Genomic DNA, 19,765 nt, shown 5'->3' on the forward strand with positions numbered 1-19,765 from the left:
TGGGGCCTCCTACAATCCAGGCACCCGCCTGAGCCCCCCGGCCTCGCCGATGCCCGGAGCCATCCGGCGCCATCCGACCGATTCTGGGCCGGCAGTCCCCTGCCCCAGTCCCCATGAACGGGCCCCAGAGCGCGCGACCCCGTGAAGACCAATGAAGGAAGGCTTTTGCCTGCTGAGTGACTGATGTCCAAGGAAAAACCCGATTCCGCCCCCGAGCCCGCTGGCTTGGCTGCCCACACCCCCATGATGCAGCAGTACTTCGCCCTCAAGGCGAACCACCCGGACACGCTGCTGTTCTACCGCATGGGCGACTTCTATGAGCTGTTCTATGACGACGCCGAAAAAGCGGCACGCCTGCTCGACATCACCCTGACCCGGCGCGGCCAATCGGCCGGCCAGCCCGTGGTCATGGCCGGTGTGCCCTTCCATTCGATGGAGAACTACCTCGCGCGCCTGATCCGCCATGGTGAGTCGGTGGCCATCTGCGAGCAGGTGGGCGATGTGGCCACCGCCAAGGGGCCGGTCGAGCGCAAAGTGGTGCGCGTGGTCACCCCCGGCACGCTGACCGATGCCGAACTGCTGGGCGACAAGGCCGATGCCGTGCTGCTGTCGGTGCACCAGGGCCCGCGCAACCGCTGCGGCCTGGCCTGGCTCAGCGTCACGCAAGACGACATCCACCTGGCCGAATGCGCCAGTGACGAACTGGAGGCCTGGCTGGCGCGCATCGCGCCCAGCGAGCTGATTTTCAGTGCCGATGTGACCCCCAGCTTCGAGCAAAGCCTGCGCCAGGCCCGGGCCACCGCCGGCCTGCCGATGAGCCAGCGCCCCGAATGGCAGTTTGACGCCGCCCTGGGCCAGCGCAAGCTGCTGGAGCAGTTGCAAGTGGCCAGCCTCAGCACCTGGCACGCCGAAGACCTGCCCCAGGCCCATGCCGCCGCCGCCGCCCTGCTGAATTACGCCGAGCACACCCAGGGCCGGTCCCTGCCCCACCTGCGCGCACTGCGTGTTCAGCGCAGCGGCGAACTGATCGAGCTGCCGGTGACCACCCGGCGCAATCTGGAGTTGGTCAAGACCCTGCGCGGGGAGGATTCGCCCACCGTCTACTCGCTGCTGGACACCTGCATGACCGGCATGGGCAGTCGCCTGCTCAAGACTTGGCTGCTGGAGCCCCCGCGCGACCGCAGCATCGCCCAGGCCCGCCTGGACGCGATTGCCGTGCTCAAGGGCAGCAACGGTGCCGGTCCCTGGCACGCGCTGCGCGCCCAGCTCAAGGGCAGCAGCGATGTGGAACGCATCACCGCGCGCATTGCCTTGCGTCAGGTGCGCCCGCGTGAGCTGGTGGCCCTGCAGGTTTCGCTGATCAAGGCCGAGGGCCTGACCCGCATCGGCCAATGGCCCGACGGCACCCTGGCCCAGGTGGCCACCGAGCTGCAGGCCCCGCCAGAATGCGCCGCGCTGCTGCAACGCGCCATCCAGCCCGAGCCCGCGGCCCTGGTGCGCGACGGCGGCGTGATCGCCGAAGGCTTTGACGCCGAACTCGACGAGCTGCGCCACATCCAGGACCATGCCGACAGCTTTCTGGTCGAACTGGAGGTGCGCGAGCGTGAACGCACCGGCATCGCCAACCTGCGCGTGCAATACAACAAAGTGCACGGCTTCTACATCGAAGTCACCCAGGGCCAGCTCGACAAGGTGCCGGCCGACTACCGCCGGCGTCAGACCCTGAAAAACGCCGAGCGCTTCATCACCCCCGAGCTGAAAACCTTCGAGGACAAGGCCCTGTCGGCCCAAGAGCGGGCCTTGGCGCGCGAGAAATGGCTTTACGAGCAGGTGCTGGACGCCTTGCAGGCCCACGTGCCGGCGCTGAGCCGGGTGGCGCGCGCCATGGCCACGCTGGATGTGCTGTGCACCCTGACCGAACGCGCCCTGACCTTGGGCTGGAACGCCCCGGTGTTTGCCAAAGAGCCCTGCATCGACATCACCCGCGGCCGCCACCCGGTGGTCGAGGCCCGGCTGGCCGAGACCTCGGGCGGCAGCTTCATTGCCAACGACACCCGGCTGGGCCTGCGTCAGCGCATGCAGATCATCACCGGCCCCAACATGGGCGGTAAATCGACCTACATGCGCCAGGTGGCATTGATCGTGCTTCTGGCCAGCATGGGCAGCCATGTGCCGGCCGAGGCCTGCCGCCTCGGGCCCATCGACGCGATCCACACCCGGATCGGTGCTGCTGACGACCTGGCCAACGCCCAATCGACCTTCATGCTGGAGATGACCGAAGCCGCCCAGATTCTGCACAGCGCCACGCCCCACAGCCTGGTGCTGATGGACGAGATCGGCCGCGGCACCTCGACTTTCGACGGCCTGGCACTGGCCTCGGGCATTGCCACGCAGCTGCACGACCGCACCCAGGCCTTCACGCTGTTTGCCACCCACTATTTCGAGCTGACGGAATTCCCGGCCAAACACCACCAGGCCGTGAACGTGCACGTGAGCGCCACCGAGTCGGGCTCGGACATCGTGTTTCTGCATGAGATCCAGAACGGCCCGGCCAGCCGCAGCTACGGCATCCAGGTGGCCCGTCTGGCAGGCATGCCCGTGGCCGTGCTGCACCATGCGCGCCATGCCCTGGAGGCACTGGAGCTCCGGGCCAGCGAATCGCAGGCCCAGGTCGACCTGTTTGCACCGCCACCAGCTACTGAATCCATAGCACCCAGCGCCTTAGAATCAAGGTTTTCCGAGATCGACCCCGACACCCTCAGTCCGCGCGAGGCGCTGGACCTGATCTACTCCCTGAAAAAACTAGCGTCTTCCCAATGACTTATTGCGTCGCCATCAAACTCAATGCGGGCCTGGTGTTCCTGTCCGATTCGCGCACCAACGCCGGTCTCGACCAGATCAGCACCTTCCGCAAGATGATCGTCTATGAAAAGCCGGACGATCGCTTCATGGTGCTGCTGTCGGCCGGCAACCTGAGCATTTCGCAGTCCATCCGCGAGATCCTGCAGGTCGAGCAGCTCAAGGACCATGAAGGCGGTGAGCCCATCACCATCTGGAACGCCAAGAGCATGTTCGACGCCTGCCGCGTGCTGGGTTCGGCCGTGCGCCGGGTGTATGAGCGCGATGCCGCCTCGCTGCGCCAGGCCGGTGTCGAGTTCAACGTGTCGATGATCTTCGGCGGCCAGATCAAGGGCGAAGGCATGCGCCTGTTCCAGGTCTATTCGGCCGGCAACTTCATCGAAGCCACCCCCGAAACCCCCTACTTCCAGATTGGCGAATCCAAGTACGGCAAGCCTGTGCTCGACCGCGTCATCACCCCGACCACACCGCTGGACGAGGCGGCCAAATGCGCCCTGGTGTCGATGGATTCGACCCTCAAGTCCAATCTGTCGGTGGGCCTGCCGCTGGACCTGGTCGTGTACGACGCCCACCAGTTCAAGACCGACAAGGTCATCTGCATCGACGAGAACAACCCCTACTTCCGCATGGTCCATGGCAGCTGGGGCCAGAAGCTGCGTGAGGTGTTCGACAGCATCGAAGACCCGATGTGGGGTGATGGCCAGACCGAGGTGCCGCTGATGGTGCACAGCCCGCGCAGCAAGCCGCTGCACAAGATCGCCACCCCGCAGGAAAAGCTGATCTGAAGCGGCCCTTCTGGGCACCACGGCATCCATGTCATTGATCATCTTCTCCCACGCCAACAGCTTTCCGGCGAGCACCTACCAGGTCTTGTTCAAGCAGTTGCGACAACGCGGCTTCAAGGTCAAGGCCTTGGAACAGTTCGGACACGACGAGCGCTACCCCGTCACCAGCAACTGGCCGCAGTTGGTGCAGCAGTTGGCCGACTTTGCCGAGCGCGAGATCACCAAGGCCGGTGAACCCGCCTTTCTGGTGGGCCACTCGCTGGGCGGTTTTCTGAGTGTGATGGCCGCGGCCAGGCACCCCAAACTGGGGGGACACGGTGTCAAGGGCGTGCTGCTGATCGACTCACCGCTGCTGGGCGGCTGGCGCGCCAATGCGCTGGGCGTGATCAAGCAGACCCAGTTGGTTGGCTCTGTGTCGCCCGGCAAGATCAGCCGGCGCCGACGCAACGCCTGGGCCAGCGCCGAAGAAGCCCTGGCCCACTTCCAGCACAAGAAGGCCTTCGCGCGTTGGGACCCGCAGGTGCTTGAGGACTACATCACCCACGGCACCCGCGACGAAGACGGCCCGCAAGGCCTGCGCCGCGTGCTGTGCTTCGACCGCGACGTGGAAACCGCCATCTACAACACCCTGCCGCACAACCTCGATGGCTTGTTGACCCGCCACCCCTTGCGCTGCCCGGCGGCCTTCATCGGCGGCCTGGCCTCACAAGAGATGCAGCAAGTGGGCATGACCATGACTGAAAAAGTGGTCAAAGGCCGCATCATGATGCTCGACGGCAGCCACCTCTTCCCCATGGAAAAGCCCCTGGCCACCGCCGCCGCCATCGAGGCCAGCCTGCGCAACCTCGAAACCGCCAAGGCCTGACCACCGATCAACGCTATCTCAGCGTCTGATCGATGGCGAAAAGCCGATCTTTCGATGGCCTCGATCGGCATGGTAATGTCTTGCTTTGTGCTGCTTTGATGGAGGCTGCCATGACTGTTGAGACGGTTCGCGCCGTGTCGATCCAGATCGACGAGAACATCCGAACCCGCCTGGAGCGCCTGGCCGAAGTGCGCCACCTCAGCCCTCAGGGCCTGGTGCACGATGCCATCATCCAGTACGTGGATCGCGAGGAACGGCGCGAAGCCTTCCGACAAGACACCCTGACCGCCTGGGAAGATCATTGCCGCACAGGGCGGCACCTCACCGCCGCTGAAGCAGACGCCTGGTTAGCCCAGCTTGAGGCAGGCCATGACGTCGATCCACCAGCATGCCGGACCTGATCTGGTCGGAGACCGCACTGAGTGACGTGCGACGACTCCACCAGTTCCTCCGCCCCAAAAACACGGATGCTGCCAACCGAGCGGTGCAAAAAATCCGCCAGAGCGTGCGGCTGCTGATCAAACACCCTGGTGTTGGCCGCCCCATTGAGGGCATGCCAGCACCGTTCCGAGAGTTGGTCATTGACTTTGGCAGCAGCGGCTACCTGGTCCGATATCACCTGGGACCGGAAAGAGTCACCTTGCTCGCCGTTCGCCATCAAAAGGAAGCGGGTAATTGACACCCTGTGCCTAAAGTGCACGCCCTGGAAGCTCTGCCCGAGGCGCCGCCGCCCGACGGCGGGCTGGCCCTCCTCCCCGCTTCAGCCGGCCTGCAACGAAGCGGTCAGGCCGGCGCCGGGCCGCCCCAAGGCGGCCTGCGGCCCCCTCGGGGGGCAGGGAGTGACACGAAGTGCACGACCGTGGGGGCCTACATTCACGCCGCCCAATGCACCAGACCGCTCCAGGCGGTGGCCAGCACCACGATGCCGAAGGCGATGCGGTACCAGGCAAAGACCACAAAGCTGTGGGTGCTGATGTAGCGCAGCAACCAGCGCACGCACAGCCAAGCGCTGACAAACGAGAACAGCAGGCCCACGCCGAACAGGGGCAGATCGGCCATCGACAGCAGCGCCCGCTCTTTGTACAGGCTGTAGACCCCAGCCCCGATCAGCGTCGGGATGGCCAGGAAAAACGAAAAATCGGTCGCGGCCTTGCGGCTCAGGCCCAACAGCATGCCCCCGATGATGGTGGCACCGCTTCGGCTGGTGCCCGGCACCATGGCCAGGCATTGCACCAAGCCGACCTTGAGGGCATCGATGGCCGTCATGCTGTCAACGTTCTGCACATGGGCATCGCTTTGGGGACGCCGCTCGGCCCACAGGATCACCAGCCCCCCCAGGATGAAGGTACTGGCCACCACCTCAGGCGTGAACAGGTGGGCCTTGATGAATTTGCCGAACAGCAGCCCCAGCACCACGGCCGGTAAAAAGCCCACCAGCACATTGAAGGCGAACAAACGGGCCCGCATGGACACCGGCAGGGCCGCAACGGTGTCGCGGATCTTTTGCCAGTACACCATCACCACCGCGAAGATGGCGCCGGTCTGGATTGCGATATCAAACACCTTGGCCTTGTCGTCATCCATGCCCAGCAGGGCTCCGGCCAGGATCAGGTGGCCAGTCGACGAGATCGGCAGGAACTCGGTCAACCCCTCCACCACCCCCATGATGGCCGCCTTGGCCAGCAAAACGATATCCACGAATTTCCCTTTCAGTGCAGCTTGAAATTATCGCCGCAGTGCAGCATAAATCCCCTGGCAGCAGGCCCGGAGCACCTGCTTATACTTGCATGCCGTTACAAACCAAGCAGATAAGAAACCAATCGTGCCCCTGTGGCCGTCGGTTCTCGTCACCCATGCAAGCTCACTCCAGCCCCACCAACGACCTTCCCGAGCAGGAATGGGCGAAGGCCGTGCAAACGGCGCCCATGGCCTGCCGCGACTTGGTCGCCAGTTTGGCGCAGGCGCATTGCGTTGAGCTGGCGCAGCACTTCTACGACAGCATGCAGGGGCATCCCCAGGCCGCCCGGTTCCTGAACCACGACATCGTGCACCAACGCCTGCAGGCCTCGATGGAACGCTGGATTTGCGAGGTACTGGCCCATCCCATGAGCGACCCGGCCGCCATCGTGGCGCTGCAGCGCCATGTGGGCGAAGTGCATGCACGCATCCAGTTGCCCATCCATCTGGTGGCGCGTGGCGCGCGGGTGCTCAAGCGCGCCCTGTTTGAGCGGCTGGATGCGGCTTGCCGCCAGGACGACCCCTTGCACCGCCAGGCCGTGGCCTATGTCAGCGAACTGCTTGACATGGCACTGGAGCTGATGACCGAAGCCTTTTTGCGCAATTCTCAGCGCGGGGCCCGCAACGACGAGGCCTATCGCCTGTTCTCACTGGGCCAGAACATGTCTGTCGAGCGCGAAAAGCAGCGCTCCGTCTTGCTCGAGTGGGGGCAAGAGCTGATGTTCTCCCTGCACCGTGTTCCCAGGCCCAGCGTGCTGCCGCGTCTGGGCGTTTCGGAGTTCGGGCTGTGGTTCCATCACAAGGCGGCCACCCTGTTCGAGGGAGCACCCGAGATGGAGCAGATCCGGGACAGCATCGAGCGCATCGACGCCACCGTACTGCCCCGGCTGGCCGGGGCCGATCACTCAGCGCACCATGCCGCCGGACTGGTACTGGAGTTGCAACAGGAGCTGGACAACCTGAAATATTTCCTGTCGGGCCTGTTTGAGCACCAACTGGAGGTGGAGAACGGGCGCGACACGCTGACCCGCTTGCTGAACCGGCGCTTTCTGCCCTCCGTGCTGAGCCGCGAAATCGCGCTGTCCAACAGCCAGGGCAAGCGCTTTGCCCTCTTGCTGGTCGATGTGGACCACTTCAAGCGGGTCAACGACGAACATGGACACGATGCGGGCGACCTGGTGCTGCAACAGGCAGCAGCGCTGCTGCTCAATGGGGTGCGCAACGGCGATTTCGTGTTCCGCTACGGCGGCGAGGAAATGCTGGTGATGCTGGTGGAGGTGGACGCCGAAGCCAGTCTGCGCATTGCCGAGAACCTGCGCCAACGCTTTGCCGACACCGAATTCCTGATCGGCCAGGGGCGCCACATCGGACTTACCGTGAGCATCGGGGTGGCACTCTACGACCAGCACCCCGACCCCCAGTACCTCATCCGCCGCGCCGACCAAGCCATGTACCTGGCCAAGAACAAGGGACGCAACCAGGTCTGGCTGGCCGGCGACCCGACCGACGATTGAGGCCCCCTGAAGCCACCCCCAGCAAGCCCAGGCCCAGCACCAAGCCCACACAGGCCCACTCGCTCAAGGTGGGCACCGCAGTCACCGCCCCGGCCGTGGGCGCAACAAACTGCCCTTGCACCGGGCTGCCCGCGGGCTGCCCCCCCGTGCTGCCCGCCACGGCATAGGTGCCTGGTGTCGTGGCCTTCAGCATCACAGAGCAACTGCCCGCATCGGCCCCCGTGGTCACCGTGCTGCAACTGCTGGCGCTCAGGCTGGCCCCCACCGCCGGCGGGCTGAAGGTGAACAGGGTCGACACCTCCGCCTGCACGTTGTCGAACGCGTCCCGTGCCGTGATGGTCACGGTGTGCGTGTCCACCCCATCGGCCTGTTTGCTGCCTGGGCTGATGGTGATCAGCGAGTTGGCCGCCACCGCCGGGCCCGCCACAAACTGCGCCGCCACCTGCCCTCCCGAAGGATTGCCCACCGCCACGCCGCCGATCTGACTGAGCACCGTGAACCAACCCGCCAGGGTCGAGCTCAGCGTGACCGAGCAGCTGCCGGCCTGGGCGCCGCTGGTGGCGGTGGTGCAGGTCGCCGCACTCAGGGCCGTCCATTGGTTGGCCGACCGGGCGCTCACGGCCTGCTTCAGCACCTTGTTGTTCAAGACGCGCGTCACGCCCCCTTCGCGCCAATTGAACGCAAAGGTCTGCGGCTGCCAGGTGTTCAGGTTGCCCTGGCTGTCATAGGCGCTGGCCGTGATGGTGTACGAATCCACACCATTGGCCAGTTTGCTCACACCGGTCAGGGTGATGCTCACCCGCGATTGACCTGCATCCATGCCTGACGCCACAAACACCCCGGTCACCGGGTTGCTGCCGCCCACGTTGATGCCACCCACGGTGGCCGTCACGCTGTAGCTGCCCGCCACCGTGGCCGTCAAGCTCACCGTGCAACCCCGCCACAAACACCCCGGTGACCGGGTTGCTGCCGCCCACCGGCACCCCGCCAGTGCTGGCCGTGACGGCATGGCTGACCGTGCAGGTGCCGGCAGACGCGCCGCTGATGCTGGTCGTGCAGGTGGCCGCGCTCAGGCTGGCCCCGGCGGCCGGGGCGCTGAAGCTGAAGGTGAAGGCCGTGGCGGTGTTGAGGTTGCCGTTGGCGTCCAGCGCACTGGCGGTGATCGTGTAGGCATCGCCGCCGTTGGCGGTGCGCGGGCCGCTGCTCAGGCTCACGCGGGCGCTGGCGGCGCTGACCGCCCCGGCCACAAACGTGCCCACCAGCGGGTTGGTTCCGCCCAGGCTCTGGCCACCCAGGCTCACGCTCACGCCCTGGTCGCCCGCCACGCTGGACCTCAGGCTGACGGAGCAGGTGCCGGCATCGGCACCGCTGGTGGCGGTGGTGCAACTGGCGCTGCTGAGCACGGCACCGGCACCACCTGCGTTGAAGCTGAAGGTGTAGGGCTTGCTGCTGTCCAGGTTGCCGAAGGCATCGGTGGCGCTGGCCGTGATCGTGTACGCGTCGCTGCCATTGGCCAGCTTGGGGCCGGCATCGATGCTGGCCCGTGCGGTGGCGGCCACGGCCTCACCGGCCACAAAGCGGGCATCCACCGGGTTGCTGCCGCCCACCGGGGTGGCGCCCAGGCTGGCGCTGACATGGAACACGCTGGCCAGGGTGGCGCTGAGGGTGACCGAGCACATGCCGGCCACCGCACCCGTGGTGGGCGTGGTGCAGGTGCTGGCGCTGAGGGTGGCGCCGGCGCCCGGGTTGCTGAAGCTGAAGGTCTGGGCCGTGCCGGCGTTGAGGTTGCCGTTGGCATCGTTGGCCGTGGCCGTGATCGTGTAGGCATCCGAGCCATTGGCGATCTTGGGGCCACTGCTGATCGCCACGCGCGACCCGCCGGCTGTGACCGAGCCCGCCGTGAAGGTGCCCACCACCGGGTTGGTGCCCCCGACATTGGTTCCGCCCAGGGTGGCGGTGACCGAATAGCTGCCCGCCGTGGTGGCGGTCAAGGTGACGGAGCAGGTGCCGGCACTGCCGCCGGTCGTGGCGGTGGTGCAGGTGGCTGCGCTGAGGGCCGCCCCCGTGCCCGGGGCGCTGAAGCTGAAGCTGCTGGCCGCACTGGTGTTGAGGTTGCCGTTGGCGTCATAGGCACTGGCGGTGAGGGTGTAGGCATCGCTGCCGTTGGCCGTCTTGGGGCCACTGCTGATCGCCACGCGCGAGCTGCCCGCCGTGGCGCTACCGGCCACGAACACCGCACTGGCCGGGCTGCCAGCAATCGAGGTGCCGCCCTGGGTGGCACTCACGCTGAAGCTGCCAACCAAGGGCGAACTCAGCGTGACCGAGCAAGTGCCTGCGTTGCCACCGCTGGTGGCGGTGGTGCAACTGGCCGCACTGAGGCTGCCTCCCGAGTTGCTGAAGTTGAAGGTGTAGGGGCTGGTGGTGACCAGGGCCCCGTTGGCATCACGCGCCGAGGCGGTCACGGTGTAGCTGGCGGCGCCGGCCACCAGGGGCCCGGCCGGCGCCAGCGTGAGGGTGGACTGCGCGGCCGAGGCCGGCAGCAGGTAGGGCACGACGCAATTGAGCTGCGCGCCGATCAGCACATTCGCCGCTGCAATCTGAAACGAGCCCGCCACGGGTGTCGAGGTCGTGAACGGGCCCGAGGGGTTGCCGCTGACGGCATCGTTGGCATCGGTGCAAGTGACCGTGCCCAGGCTGTAGGTGGCGGGCGTAGGCGTGACCTGGTTCAGCCGCGTGGCGGCGTTGGCGGCACTGAGGGTTTGCGCGGCCACGGTCTGTGAGGCGGCCCCGCCGCTGACGAAGGTGACCGAGCTGGCGGCCCAGCCATTGCCATTGCTGGCATCTGGGTTGAGGCCCAGCGTGGCATTGGCACTGCTGGGCACGGTGAAGGTCACACTGAGCTGGGGCATGCGGGTCAGGGTGACCGAGCATCGGACCGCATTGTTGACGGCCAACGCCGTCGCACTCAGCGTGATGCTGCTGCTGGTGTTGGAGACGCTGCCACTGCCCATGCCCGTGCAACTGACGGCGCTGATGACGTAGGCCGACGGTGAGACCAGGTTCACGGTCACACTGTTGCCGTAACTCAGGGCCTGCGCATTGCCCACAACGGCCACCCCCGGTGTGGTGGTCGTGATGGTCTGGGGGACCCAGGCGCCACTGCCGGTGAAGACGAAGTCGCCCACCCCGCCCTGGCTGGTGACGGTCAGACCCAATGAGGCATCCAGTGCCGCGTTGGCCCCGACCGTTGAAGATCCGTTGACCGACCCCGCGGCGTTGAAGACGGAGACCGGGTTGGAAGAGCCCGCGCTGCCGTTGTAACCCCCGTTGCCGGAGCCGCCAGCACCTCCGACCGCGGACATGCCCGAGGCCGTGGAGTTTGTGATGACCAATGTGCCCGCATTGACAAACACGGCCGGGCCGGCGGCAGCGCCACCACCGCCGCCGCCCACGCCACCCGAGCCGCCGCCGCCATTGCCCCCCGCCACGCCGCCGCCCAGAGCACCACCGGAGCCGCCCGCGCCACTGGCGCTGCCGCCACCGCCCCCAGCGCCTGCGCCACCATTGCCGCCCGTGGCGCCTGCCGTGCCGCCCCCGCCGCCACCAAAGCCGCCGGGGCCGCCGATGTAGGCACTGCCGCCACCGCCACCGCCGCCAAACCCCCCGGCCCCCCCCTGTTGTGCCACCGATGGACTGGCCCCCCCGGGGTTGGTCGCGTAGCCGGAACCGCCGACGCCCACCACACCGGCCCCGGTTGCATAGAACTTGCCACCACCACCACCACCACCGGCGCCGCCGTTGCCGCCCCCATTGGCGCCCGAATACGAGCCCGCAGACAACACACCGCCACCACCACCACCGCCCGAAGCGCCCAAGGCGGCACCGCCGCTGAATTCAAGACCGCCGCCCCCACCGCCCGCCGTGTAACTCAGGCTGGCGTAGCTTCCGCCGGCCCCGCCTACCGCGGACAGGCTGAGAAAGCGCATCTGACTCAGCGTGACGGCTGCACCAGACTGATTCACAAACACCCCTGCGCCGAGTCCGGCACCGCCGCCGCCCCCACCGCCGCCCCCACCCCCTTTACCGCCCTGGGCCTTGGCGTTCTGGAGGGTCATGTTTTTCAGGGCCACCGTACCCGTGTCAACAAAGAACACGCGGTAGCTGCCGGCGCCGTCAATGACGATGTTGCCAAGTTGGCCGCCGTCGATGGTCAAGCTGTCCGTGATGGGCGGCAAAGGGCCGCCCAGCGTGATGGTGCAAGGGGCCGATGCACACGAGAAATTGATCACATCCGCACCCGGCGAGGCATTGGCGGCCAGGATCTGTGCCCGGAGATCTCCAGCACTACCCGCGCCGGTGCCCGCCGCGCCACCGGATGCCGTGTCCGTGAAGGTGGTCACGGTGTATGTCGCAGCCTGGCTGCCCGATGTCATCAGCCCCATCAGCAATGCCACCGCAACGGCAACGCGCCAATGCCTGATCGGCATTGAGCCATGACTCAGCCAAGGCCCAAGTCGCAAGGCCTTTCCCAGCCACGGTAGTCCGCAACAAAAGAAAATCACTTTCATCATTTAAATGCTCGTCGCGAAATTTTTAACGATAAAAATGGCTTTGACAAACGCCTCATTCAGACCAGATATCTCGCTAAAACCCGACAGATGGTCGTTGCTGCGCTCAAGATCGAACGCTCACCACAAGCCCAATCAGGCTTTGAAGACCTTGGCTTCAAGCGGTATCACGAGCCCAAGCTGAGCCACCCATCGCGCCCTAGGCCCTGAAAAGCACCTCGAGCGACGTAATTGGCGCGTTCATCCACGTATCACGCGCTTTCTTTGAGGCTCTTCTATGAGCGCACAAAAACATCATCTATGACATCTAAAGTCATTTGAAGTCATCTTCATAAGAATAGTCATGTTTTTTACATCATTGATTGATTTTGAATCATAACTGCATATATGATTTCAACAAATCTTAAAAATGTCAATTAGGTTATTTTTATCACTTGAAAAATCCACCAACCACATGAATGAAGGCCCGCTGATGAGCCGGGATCTGCCCGACTGAGGCCTCATCTCACGCCGTCAACCGACGATTCGCGCCAGATGAAAGGGGTTTCGTCGCATGGAGATGTCCGGGTTCAGTGGGGACAGGCACAGTGGCGGTCAACCCTCTGCCACCCCAAACCCAAGGAGCCATTTCATGCTGTTGCAAATCCTTCAACACACCCCACGGTGGGTGTTCGCCCTGTTCATCGCCCTGTTGTGGCTGGGCCTGCGGCAGACCCTGAGCCGTCAGATGACGCTCACCCGCGTTCTGCTGCCTGCGCTCGGGCTGACGGCCTTTTCGCTGTATGGCGTGCTCAGCGCCTGGCCCACACAAACGCTCACGCTGCTGGGCTGGTTGGTGGCGGCAGCCACTGCCGGGGCATGGGTGCTGCGTCAAGCGCTACCGGCCGGAACCCATTACGACCCGGATCAACACCGCTTCACCGTGCCCGGCAGTTGGGTACCGCTGGTCACCATGCTGGGCCTGTTCATGACCAAGTACGCCGTCGGCGCGGCCCTGGCGGTGCAGGCCGCCTGGGTGCAGGACGCCAGCTTTCCGTTCGTGTGCAGTGCCGTGTATGGCGCCTTCAGCGGCTTGTTCGTGGGCCGGGTCTGGCGCCTGTGGGTCCTGGCCGTGCGCACCGACCGCGCCGCCCGCCAGTGGGATGTCAGCAGCCCGGTGGCTTGAAGACGGCGTGAAGCGAGGCAGATCGCCAACGGCCGCTTTGGCATGATCGACAATGCAAGAGCCGTCCTGCCCCACCCACCCCACCTGCGCGTTGCACGCCCGCCTTGACCATGAGACCTGACCGCACCCCCGAAGACCTGGAACGCCTGGCACAGCGCCGTGCTGGCGCCAAGATGGGCTGGTTCATCCACCTGGCGGTGTACTTGGTGGTGAACACCGCGCTGTTCACCTTGTCCACGCAGTTTGGCATGCACCGTTGGTCCGTCTTTCCGGCCGCGGGTTGGGGCCTGGGCGTGCTGCTGCACGGGGTCTCGGTGTTTGTGCTGGGCTCGGGCAGCGGCCTGCGCGAAAAGCTGGTAGAGCGCGAGCGGGAGCGCCTGCGCCGCCAGTTCAACAACGACAACCATCCCTGAGCGGAGCCTCGACATGCGACTGAACCCCCTCCTCTGCCGCACTCTGGCCGCCTCTGCCTTCTTTCTGAGCCCCTGGGCCCTGGCCTCGGTGGGGCTGGATGTGCTGCCCGGCCAAGGAGACAACGGCCCAGTGACGGTGTTCTACCCGGCCCAGGCAGCGAGCGCGCCACTCAAGCGCGGCACTTTCACCCTGGATGTGGCCTGGCAAGCGGCCCCGGTGCCGGGCAATCACCGGCTGGTGGTGCTGTCGCACGGCTCGGGTGGCTCGCCCTGGCCGCAGGCCGATCTGGCCAGTGCCCTGGTGAATGCCGGCTATGTGGTGGCCCTGCCCGAACACCGGGGCGACAACTGGCACGACCACCGCCGGGTCGGCCCGCCGAGCTGGAAGATCCGGCCGCAAGAAGTGTCTGAGGCCATTGACCGGCTCAGCGCGGACAGCCGGTTCAACCCCTTGTTCGATGCCCGGCAGGTGGGGGTCTATGGCATGTCGGCCGGCGGCCTGACGGCCCTGACCCTGGCCGGTGCGCACTGGTCGCCAGCCCGCTTTGCGCAGCATTGCGATGAGCACGCCGACGAAGACGCCGTGGCCTGCACCGGCGGCATGGTGCATCGCAACGGCTGGGACGGCGTCAAGATCACCTTGGCGCGCTGGTATGTGAATCTGCGCTACGGCCACGACACCGAGACGCAGTCGCACACTGATGAACGGGTGAAGGCAGTGGTGGCTGCGGTGCCCATGGCCGCGCCCATCGATCTGGACTCGATCAGTCACCCAGCCCTGCCCAACCCACCCGCGCTGGGGCTGGTCGAGGCCCGCCGGGACGAGTGGCTGGTGCCCCGGTTTCACATCGACCCGGTGCTGGAGGCCTGCGGCCCCCGCTGCGAGCGGGTGGCCGATCTGCCAGAAGGGGGCCACAGCGCCGTGCTGTCGCCCTGGTCCAACGAGCGTGCCGCAGAAGTCGACCGCTTTCTGATGGACCCACCGGGCTTCAACCGCGCCAGCGAGGTGCCCGCCACCTTGGACAAGATCGTGAATTTCTTCAACCGTCACCTGCTGCCATGAAGCCCGATCTGCTGCACACCACCCGGCATCTGGTGCAGGTGCTGGCCTTCTGCCTGGTGATCTCGGCGCTGCAGTACCTGTTCCACCCCGAGCGCCCTTACGAGGTGCCCCTGGTGTACTCCCTGAGCATCGGCCTGTGCACCTGGTTCATCACCGACATGGGGCGCTTTGTGGTGGGCATGGACCCCGCGACATCGTGGCCACGGGGTTGGCGTGGGCCAGCCCTGGTGGCTTTTGGCATGGCCACGGGCTACACCTGCGGCACCTTGTTGTCCGATGCCTGGTTTGGCTGGTCGTCCTGGCACTCGGTGGCCGCCAACGAACTGCGTGCTTCGCTGATCATCACCGTCGTCGCCGGTGTGGTGATCAGCAGTTACTTCTACCTGCAAGGCAAAAGCCAGACCTTGCAGCGCCGCATGAAGGTGGCCGAAAGCCAGGCCACCGAAGCCCAGTTGCGCCTGCTGCTGACGCAGCTGGAGCCCCACATGCTGTTCAACACCCTGGCCAATCTGCGGGTGCTGGTGGGCATCGACCCGCAGCGCGCCCAGCACATGCTGGACCACCTGATCGCCTACCTGCGCGCCACCCTGAGCGCGTCGCGCGCCACCGAGCATGGCCTGCAGGCCGAGTTTGATCGGCTGCGCGACTACCTGGCCCTGATGGAGGTGCGCATGGGCCCCCGCCTGAGCTACACCCTGGACCTGCCCGATGAGCTGCACCAGGCCAGTGTGCCGCCCCTGCTGTTGCAACCGCTGGTTGAGAACAGCATCCGCCACGGCCTGGAGCCCAAGGTGGAGGGGGGCAGCATCACCGTCCAAGCCCAGGCCCTGCCTGCCAAGGAGGGGGCCCCGGCCCTGCTGCAGATCACCGTCACCGACACCGGCGTGGGCCTGCGCCACGAGGCACAGCCACAACAGGTGACCGACCTGGGCCGCGGTTTTGGCCTGACCCAGGTGCGCGAACGCCTGCGCACCCTGTATGGGCCACAAGCCAGCCTGAGCCTGCAACATGGCCCTGGCGGCGGCACCGTGGTGCAGTTGCGCTATGCCCTGCAAACCCTGACCGTGGCCGACACAACCACCCGCCTTGCCGACAGCCCAGAACATGCCTGACATCACCGCCCTGATCGCCGAAGACGAACCCTTGCTGGCACTGGCCTTGCAGGCCGAACTGCAGCGCCAATGGCCCGAATTGCGCCTGGCAGCCACCGTGGGTGACGGCCTGAGTGCCGTGCGACAAGCCCTGGCGCTGTGCCCTGACGTGTTGTTTCTGGACATCCGCATGCCGGGCCAGAGCGGCATCGACGCGGCAGCCGAGCTGGCCGAGCAATGGCCCACCGGCAGCGATGCCCCGCCCTTTCCCGTCCTGGTGTTTGTGACGGCCTACGACCAGTACGCCGTGCAGGCCTTCGAAGCTCAGGCCGTCGACTACGTTCTCAAGCCGGTGCAGGGCCCGCGCCTGCACAAGACCGTGCAACGGGTGCAGCAGGTGCTGGAGGGCCGGCGGGCGGGCGCCCAAAAAACAAGGGCCGCGCAGGCCGACCTGCTGGAGCCCGCCCTGGCCCAATTGCGCCAGCTGCTGGCCGCCCAGATCGGTCACTCACCTGCCGAGCCCGCTCCGGGTGGCCCGCCCGCCGGCGGCCTCAAGGTGATCCAGGCCAGCCTGAGCGGAGGCAGCAGCATCCGCCTGGTGCCCATCGAAGAGGTGGTGTATTTCGAAGCGGCCGACAAGTACGTGCGCGTGCTGACCGACCAGGAGGAATACCTGATCCGCACCCCGCTCAAAGAGTTGATCGGCCAACTCGATGCCCAGGTGTTCTGGCAGGTCCACCGCGGCACGCTGGTGCGCGCCAGCGCCATTGACACCGTGACACGCGACGAGGCCGGCAAGCTGCGCATCAGCCTGCGCGGCCGGGCCGAACGGCTGGCGGTGAGCCGCCTGTATGCCCACCTGTTCAAGGCCATGTAGGCCACGCTCAACGCCGGCGTTCCATCACGTGCTCGCCCAGCAGGGTGACATACCCGTCGGCCGCCTGCTGCTCCAGGCGCACCTTGAAGCCCCACAACGTGGCCAGGTGGCGCAGCAGCACGGGGGTCTGCTCTGACAAGGGGCGGCGCTGGTAGGGAAAGTAGCGCAGGGTCAGTGAGCGATCGCCGCGACGGTCCACGTTCCAGACCTGGATGTTGGGCTCCTGACTGCCCAGGTTGTACTGGTCGGCCAGCTTGCGCCGCAGTTCGCGGTAACCGGGCTCGTCATGGATCGCACTGACCGCGAGCTTGTTGCTGCGGTCGTCATCGAGCACGGCAAACAGGCGCAGCTCACGCATCAGCCGGGGTGACAGGAACTGCGCCACAAAGCTCTCGTCCTTGAACTCGCGCATGGCAAAGTCAAACGTATCGCGCCAGGGCTTGCCGGCGATGTCCGGGAACCACGCGCGGTCCTCGGGCGTGGGCGCCTCGCAGATGCGACGGATGTCGCACCACATGGCAAAGCCCAGCGCATAGGGGTTGATGCCCGAATACCAGGGGCTGTTGTAGGCCGGCTGGTGGACCACATTGGTGTGCGACTGCAGAAACTCGAGCATGAAGCCGTCACCCAGCCGCCCCTGGTCGTACAGGGTGTTGAGCAGGGTGTAGTGCCAGAAGGTGGCCCAACCTTCGTTCATCACCTGGGTCTGGCGCTGGGGGTAGAAGTACTGGCTGATCTTGCGCACGATGCGCACGATCTCACGCTGCCAGGGCTCCAGCAAGGGCGCGTGTTTCTCGATGAAGTACAGCAGGTTCTCCTCGGGCTCGGCGGGAAAGCGGGGCTCGGGGGTGATGGCGGTCTCCAGCGGACGGGGCGGCAGGGTGCGCCACAAATCGTTGACCTGACTTTGCAGGTATTGCTCGCGCTCCTGCTGACGGGCGCGCTCCTTGTCCAGCGACAGCGGGCCGGCGCGCCGGTAGCGGTCCACGCCCAGGTTGCTCAGCGCATGGCAGGCATCCAGCAGGCGCTCGACCTCGTCGAGCCCATGGCGCTCCTCGCATTCGGTGATGTAGTTGCGGGCGAACACCAGGTAGTCGACGATGCTGTCGGCGCTGGTCCACTGCCTGAACAGGTGGTTGCCCTTGAAGAACGAGTTGTGTCCATAGGCGGCGTGGGCGATCACCAGGGCCTGCATGGCCATGGAGTTCTCCTCCATGAGGTAGGCGATGCAGGGATCGGAATTGATCACGATCTCGTAGGCCAGGCCCATCTGACCCCGCTTGTAGCGATTCTCGGTCTCGAGAAAGTGTTTGCCGAACGACCAGTGGTGGTAATACACCGGCATGCCGATGGCGGCGTAAGCGTCCATCATCTGCTCGGCCGTGATGATCTCCAGCTGGTGGCGGTAGCCGTCCAGCCCGTAGTCACGCGCTACGCGACCGATTTCGGCATCGCAGCGGTCCAGCTCCTCGAATGTCCAGTCGCTGCCCTGGGCCAGCAACGGCGGATCGGATTTGCGGGGGCGGCTCATGTCAGGCGCTTTCTGAAAAGTTCGCGGAACACCGGGTAGATGTCGCCCGGGGTGCGGATGCGCTGCAGCGCGAAATGCCCGGGGTGGGACCGGGCCAGCTTTTCGTATTCCTCCCACAGGTTTTGCGGTTCACCATCGGTGATCTCCACGTAGGCGTGGTACTGCACCACAGGCAGGATGTGCTGCTCGACCCAATCGCGACACACCTCCGAATCGCCCCCCCAGTTGTCGCCATCGGAAGCCTGGGCCACGTAGATGTTCCACTGGCTGCCCGAGTAGCGGGCCTGCTGGATCTCGGTCATCAGCTTCAGTGCGCTCGACACGATGGTGCCGCCGGTGTCGCGCGAATGGAAAAAGGCCTCTTCGTCCACTTCTTCAGCCGCCGTGTGGTGGCGGATGAAGACCACCTCGATGCGCTCGTAGCTGCGGTTCAGGAACAGGTACAGCAGCATGAAGAAGCGCTTGGCCATCTGCTTGCGCGCCTCGTCCATCGAGCCCGAGACGTCCATCAGGCAGAACATCACGGCCTGGGTCGAGGGCTCGGGCACGCGGATGCGGTTGCTGTAGCGCAGATCGATGGGGTCGATGAAGGGGGCCGCCCGGCGGCGCAGGCGCAGCGACTCGATCTCGCTGCGCAGCTGCTGCAGCACGGCCTCGTCCGGCGGGCTTTGGGCCAGTGCCAGGGCCAGCGCCTCTTCGAGTTCGCGCAGGCGGACGTTGTAGGGCGCCGCCGCTGCCACCCGCCGGGCCGCACTGCTGCGCAGGGTGCGCAACAGGTGGATGTTGGTGGGTACGCCGCTTTGGGTGTAGCCCGCGCGCACCAGCTTGTAGTCATTGATGCGCGCCAACTGCCGCTTGACCATGCGAGGCAGCTCCAACTCATCAAAGAACAGGTCAAAGAACTCATCGCGGCTCAGGGTGAACAGAAACTCGTCCACGCCCTGGCCATCCGGGCTGGCAGCGCCCCGGCCGCTGCCCTGCCCCCCGCCACCTTGCGGCCGGTCCATCTGGTCACCATGACTGAAGCGATCGTTGCCCGGGTGCACCGATTCACGCACACCACCGCGGCCGTGGTGGAACTGAGGCTCGCCGATGTCCTGCCCCGGCACGCCGATCTTCTCGCCGCTGTCCAGGTCGCGGATGCTGCGCTTGGCGATCGCATCCGACACGGCACGCCGCACCTGGGTCTTGAAACGGCGCAGAAAGCGGCTGCGGTTGACGGAACTCTTGTTCCGGCTGTCCAGCCTGCGGTCAACGATTCGAACCGTCATGAGGACTCTCCGGCAAGGGTGGGCCA

At 65.8% G+C, this 19,765-nt stretch carries 16 protein-coding genes; 11 read left to right on the top strand and 5 right to left on the bottom strand.

Going from position 1 to position 19,765, the window contains the following annotated elements; all coding sequences use genetic code 11:
• Positions 1 to 183: 183 nt before the first annotated feature.
• The 5 genes from mutS to AC07PT_RS22805 all read left to right on the top strand — a co-directional run bounded on the left by mutS (position 184) and on the right by AC07PT_RS22805 (position 5,188).
• Positions 184 to 2,820: a DNA mismatch repair protein MutS gene (gene mutS, locus AC07PT_RS22785; protein WP_492348062.1), complete on the top strand. Its 2,637-nt coding sequence runs from the start codon at positions 184 to 186 to the stop codon at positions 2,818 to 2,820.
• On the top strand, positions 2,817 to 3,644 hold the full coding sequence (locus AC07PT_RS22790) for a proteasome-type protease (RefSeq protein ID WP_492348061.1): 828 nt from the start codon (positions 2,817 to 2,819) through the stop codon (positions 3,642 to 3,644). The genes mutS and AC07PT_RS22790 overlap by 4 nt, the downstream gene beginning before the upstream one ends.
• Positions 3,645 to 3,672: 28 nt before the next feature.
• Positions 3,673 to 4,509 (top strand): alpha/beta fold hydrolase, encoded by an 837-nt coding sequence (locus tag AC07PT_RS22795; protein ID WP_492348060.1) that lies wholly within the window; start codon positions 3,673 to 3,675, stop codon positions 4,507 to 4,509.
• A gap of 110 nt (positions 4,510 to 4,619) precedes the next feature.
• Positions 4,620 to 4,910: a CopG family ribbon-helix-helix protein gene (locus AC07PT_RS22800; protein ID WP_494658214.1), complete on the top strand. Its 291-nt coding sequence runs from the start codon at positions 4,620 to 4,622 to the stop codon at positions 4,908 to 4,910.
• Positions 4,898 to 5,188, top strand: a complete 291-nt coding sequence (locus AC07PT_RS22805; RefSeq protein WP_494658215.1) for a type II toxin-antitoxin system RelE/ParE family toxin — start codon at positions 4,898 to 4,900, stop codon at positions 5,186 to 5,188. Before AC07PT_RS22800 ends, AC07PT_RS22805 begins: the two co-directional genes overlap by 13 nt.
• A 194-nt stretch (positions 5,189 to 5,382) precedes the next feature.
• Here AC07PT_RS22805 and AC07PT_RS22810 read toward each other — a convergent pair whose 3' ends face one another.
• Complete coding sequence (locus AC07PT_RS22810) at positions 5,383 to 6,207, bottom strand: undecaprenyl-diphosphate phosphatase (protein WP_494658216.1); 825 nt, start codon at positions 6,205 to 6,207, stop codon at positions 5,383 to 5,385.
• 155 nt (positions 6,208 to 6,362) lie between these two features.
• Between AC07PT_RS22810 and AC07PT_RS22815 the strand changes: the two genes are divergently transcribed.
• The gene (locus tag AC07PT_RS22815) at positions 6,363 to 7,760 is read left to right on the top strand and encodes a diguanylate cyclase (RefSeq protein WP_494658217.1); all 1,398 of its coding nucleotides are present in this window, start codon (positions 6,363 to 6,365) and stop codon (positions 7,758 to 7,760) included.
• On the opposite strand, the gene AC07PT_RS22820 is transcribed toward AC07PT_RS22815, so the two are convergent.
• Together AC07PT_RS22820 and AC07PT_RS22825 are read right to left on the bottom strand one after the other, a co-directional pair.
• A complete protein-coding gene (locus tag AC07PT_RS22820) occupies positions 7,672 to 8,580 on the bottom strand; it encodes an Ig-like domain-containing protein (protein ID WP_494658218.1) in 909 nt (302 codons plus the stop codon). The two genes, AC07PT_RS22815 and AC07PT_RS22820, sit on opposite strands and share 89 nt — an antisense overlap.
• Positions 8,483 to 12,202 carry a beta strand repeat-containing protein gene (locus AC07PT_RS22825; protein WP_494658219.1) on the bottom strand — a complete coding sequence of 1,240 codons (3,720 nt, stop codon included), beginning with the start codon at positions 12,200 to 12,202 and terminating at the stop codon, positions 8,483 to 8,485. The genes AC07PT_RS22820 and AC07PT_RS22825 overlap by 98 nt, the downstream gene beginning before the upstream one ends.
• Positions 12,203 to 12,959: 757 nt before the next feature.
• Here AC07PT_RS22825 and AC07PT_RS22830 point away from each other — a divergent pair.
• The 5 genes from AC07PT_RS22830 to AC07PT_RS22850 all read left to right on the top strand — a co-directional run bounded on the left by AC07PT_RS22830 (position 12,960) and on the right by AC07PT_RS22850 (position 16,937).
• Positions 12,960 to 13,493, top strand: a complete 534-nt coding sequence (locus tag AC07PT_RS22830; protein WP_494658220.1) for a DUF6622 family protein — start codon at positions 12,960 to 12,962, stop codon at positions 13,491 to 13,493.
• A 110-nt stretch (positions 13,494 to 13,603) separates the two neighbouring features.
• Positions 13,604 to 13,906, top strand: coding sequence for a 2TM domain-containing protein (locus AC07PT_RS22835; RefSeq protein WP_494658242.1), 303 nt, complete (start codon positions 13,604 to 13,606; stop codon positions 13,904 to 13,906).
• A gap of 13 nt (positions 13,907 to 13,919) precedes the next feature.
• Entirely contained in the window at positions 13,920 to 14,969 is a 1,050-nt protein-coding gene (locus AC07PT_RS22840; protein WP_494658221.1) for an alpha/beta hydrolase family protein, read from the top strand.
• Positions 14,966 to 16,081, top strand: a complete 1,116-nt coding sequence (locus AC07PT_RS22845; RefSeq protein ID WP_494658222.1) for a sensor histidine kinase — start codon at positions 14,966 to 14,968, stop codon at positions 16,079 to 16,081. The genes AC07PT_RS22840 and AC07PT_RS22845 overlap by 4 nt, the downstream gene beginning before the upstream one ends.
• Positions 16,074 to 16,937 carry a LytR/AlgR family response regulator transcription factor gene (locus AC07PT_RS22850; protein WP_494658223.1) on the top strand — a complete coding sequence of 288 codons (864 nt, stop codon included), beginning with the start codon at positions 16,074 to 16,076 and terminating at the stop codon, positions 16,935 to 16,937. The genes AC07PT_RS22845 and AC07PT_RS22850 overlap by 8 nt, the downstream gene beginning before the upstream one ends.
• Before the next feature lie 7 nt (positions 16,938 to 16,944).
• Here AC07PT_RS22850 and AC07PT_RS22855 read toward each other — a convergent pair whose 3' ends face one another.
• Positions 16,945 to 18,468: a SpoVR family protein gene (locus tag AC07PT_RS22855; protein ID WP_494658224.1), complete on the bottom strand. Its 1,524-nt coding sequence runs from the start codon at positions 18,466 to 18,468 to the stop codon at positions 16,945 to 16,947.
• Positions 18,465 to 19,739, bottom strand: coding sequence for a YeaH/YhbH family protein (locus AC07PT_RS22860; RefSeq protein ID WP_494658225.1), 1,275 nt, complete (start codon positions 19,737 to 19,739; stop codon positions 18,465 to 18,467). Before AC07PT_RS22860 ends, AC07PT_RS22855 begins: the two co-directional genes overlap by 4 nt.
• Positions 19,740 to 19,765: the final 26 nt, after the last annotated feature.

This window comes from Curvibacter sp. GW821-FHT09D12, from assembly GCF_059416245.1.

Bases quoted from the DNA above. Each gene is read 5' to 3' on its own strand.
- mutS (WP_492348062.1), top strand. From the start codon at position 184: ATGTCCAAGGAAAAACCCGATTCCGCCCCCGAGCCCGCTGGCTTGGCT.
- AC07PT_RS22790 (WP_492348061.1), top strand. From the start codon at position 2,817: ATGACTTATTGCGTCGCCATCAAACTCAATGCGGGCCTGGTGTTCCTG.
- AC07PT_RS22795 (WP_492348060.1), top strand. From the start codon at position 3,673: ATGTCATTGATCATCTTCTCCCACGCCAACAGCTTTCCGGCGAGCACC.
- AC07PT_RS22800 (WP_494658214.1), top strand. From the start codon at position 4,620: ATGACTGTTGAGACGGTTCGCGCCGTGTCGATCCAGATCGACGAGAAC.
- AC07PT_RS22805 (WP_494658215.1), top strand. From the start codon at position 4,898: ATGCCGGACCTGATCTGGTCGGAGACCGCACTGAGTGACGTGCGACGA.
- AC07PT_RS22815 (WP_494658217.1), top strand. From the start codon at position 6,363: ATGCAAGCTCACTCCAGCCCCACCAACGACCTTCCCGAGCAGGAATGG.
- AC07PT_RS22820 (WP_494658218.1), bottom strand. From the start codon at position 8,580: ATGGATGCAGGTCAATCGCGGGTGAGCATCACCCTGACCGGTGTGAGC.
- AC07PT_RS22825 (WP_494658219.1), bottom strand. From the start codon at position 12,202: ATGGGGCTGATGACATCGGGCAGCCAGGCTGCGACATACACCGTGACC.
- AC07PT_RS22830 (WP_494658220.1), top strand. From the start codon at position 12,960: ATGCTGTTGCAAATCCTTCAACACACCCCACGGTGGGTGTTCGCCCTG.
- AC07PT_RS22835 (WP_494658242.1), top strand. From the start codon at position 13,604: ATGAGACCTGACCGCACCCCCGAAGACCTGGAACGCCTGGCACAGCGC.
- AC07PT_RS22840 (WP_494658221.1), top strand. From the start codon at position 13,920: ATGCGACTGAACCCCCTCCTCTGCCGCACTCTGGCCGCCTCTGCCTTC.
- AC07PT_RS22845 (WP_494658222.1), top strand. From the start codon at position 14,966: ATGAAGCCCGATCTGCTGCACACCACCCGGCATCTGGTGCAGGTGCTG.
- AC07PT_RS22850 (WP_494658223.1), top strand. From the start codon at position 16,074: ATGCCTGACATCACCGCCCTGATCGCCGAAGACGAACCCTTGCTGGCA.
- AC07PT_RS22855 (WP_494658224.1), bottom strand. From the start codon at position 18,468: ATGAGCCGCCCCCGCAAATCCGATCCGCCGTTGCTGGCCCAGGGCAGC.
- AC07PT_RS22860 (WP_494658225.1), bottom strand. From the start codon at position 19,739: ATGACGGTTCGAATCGTTGACCGCAGGCTGGACAGCCGGAACAAGAGT.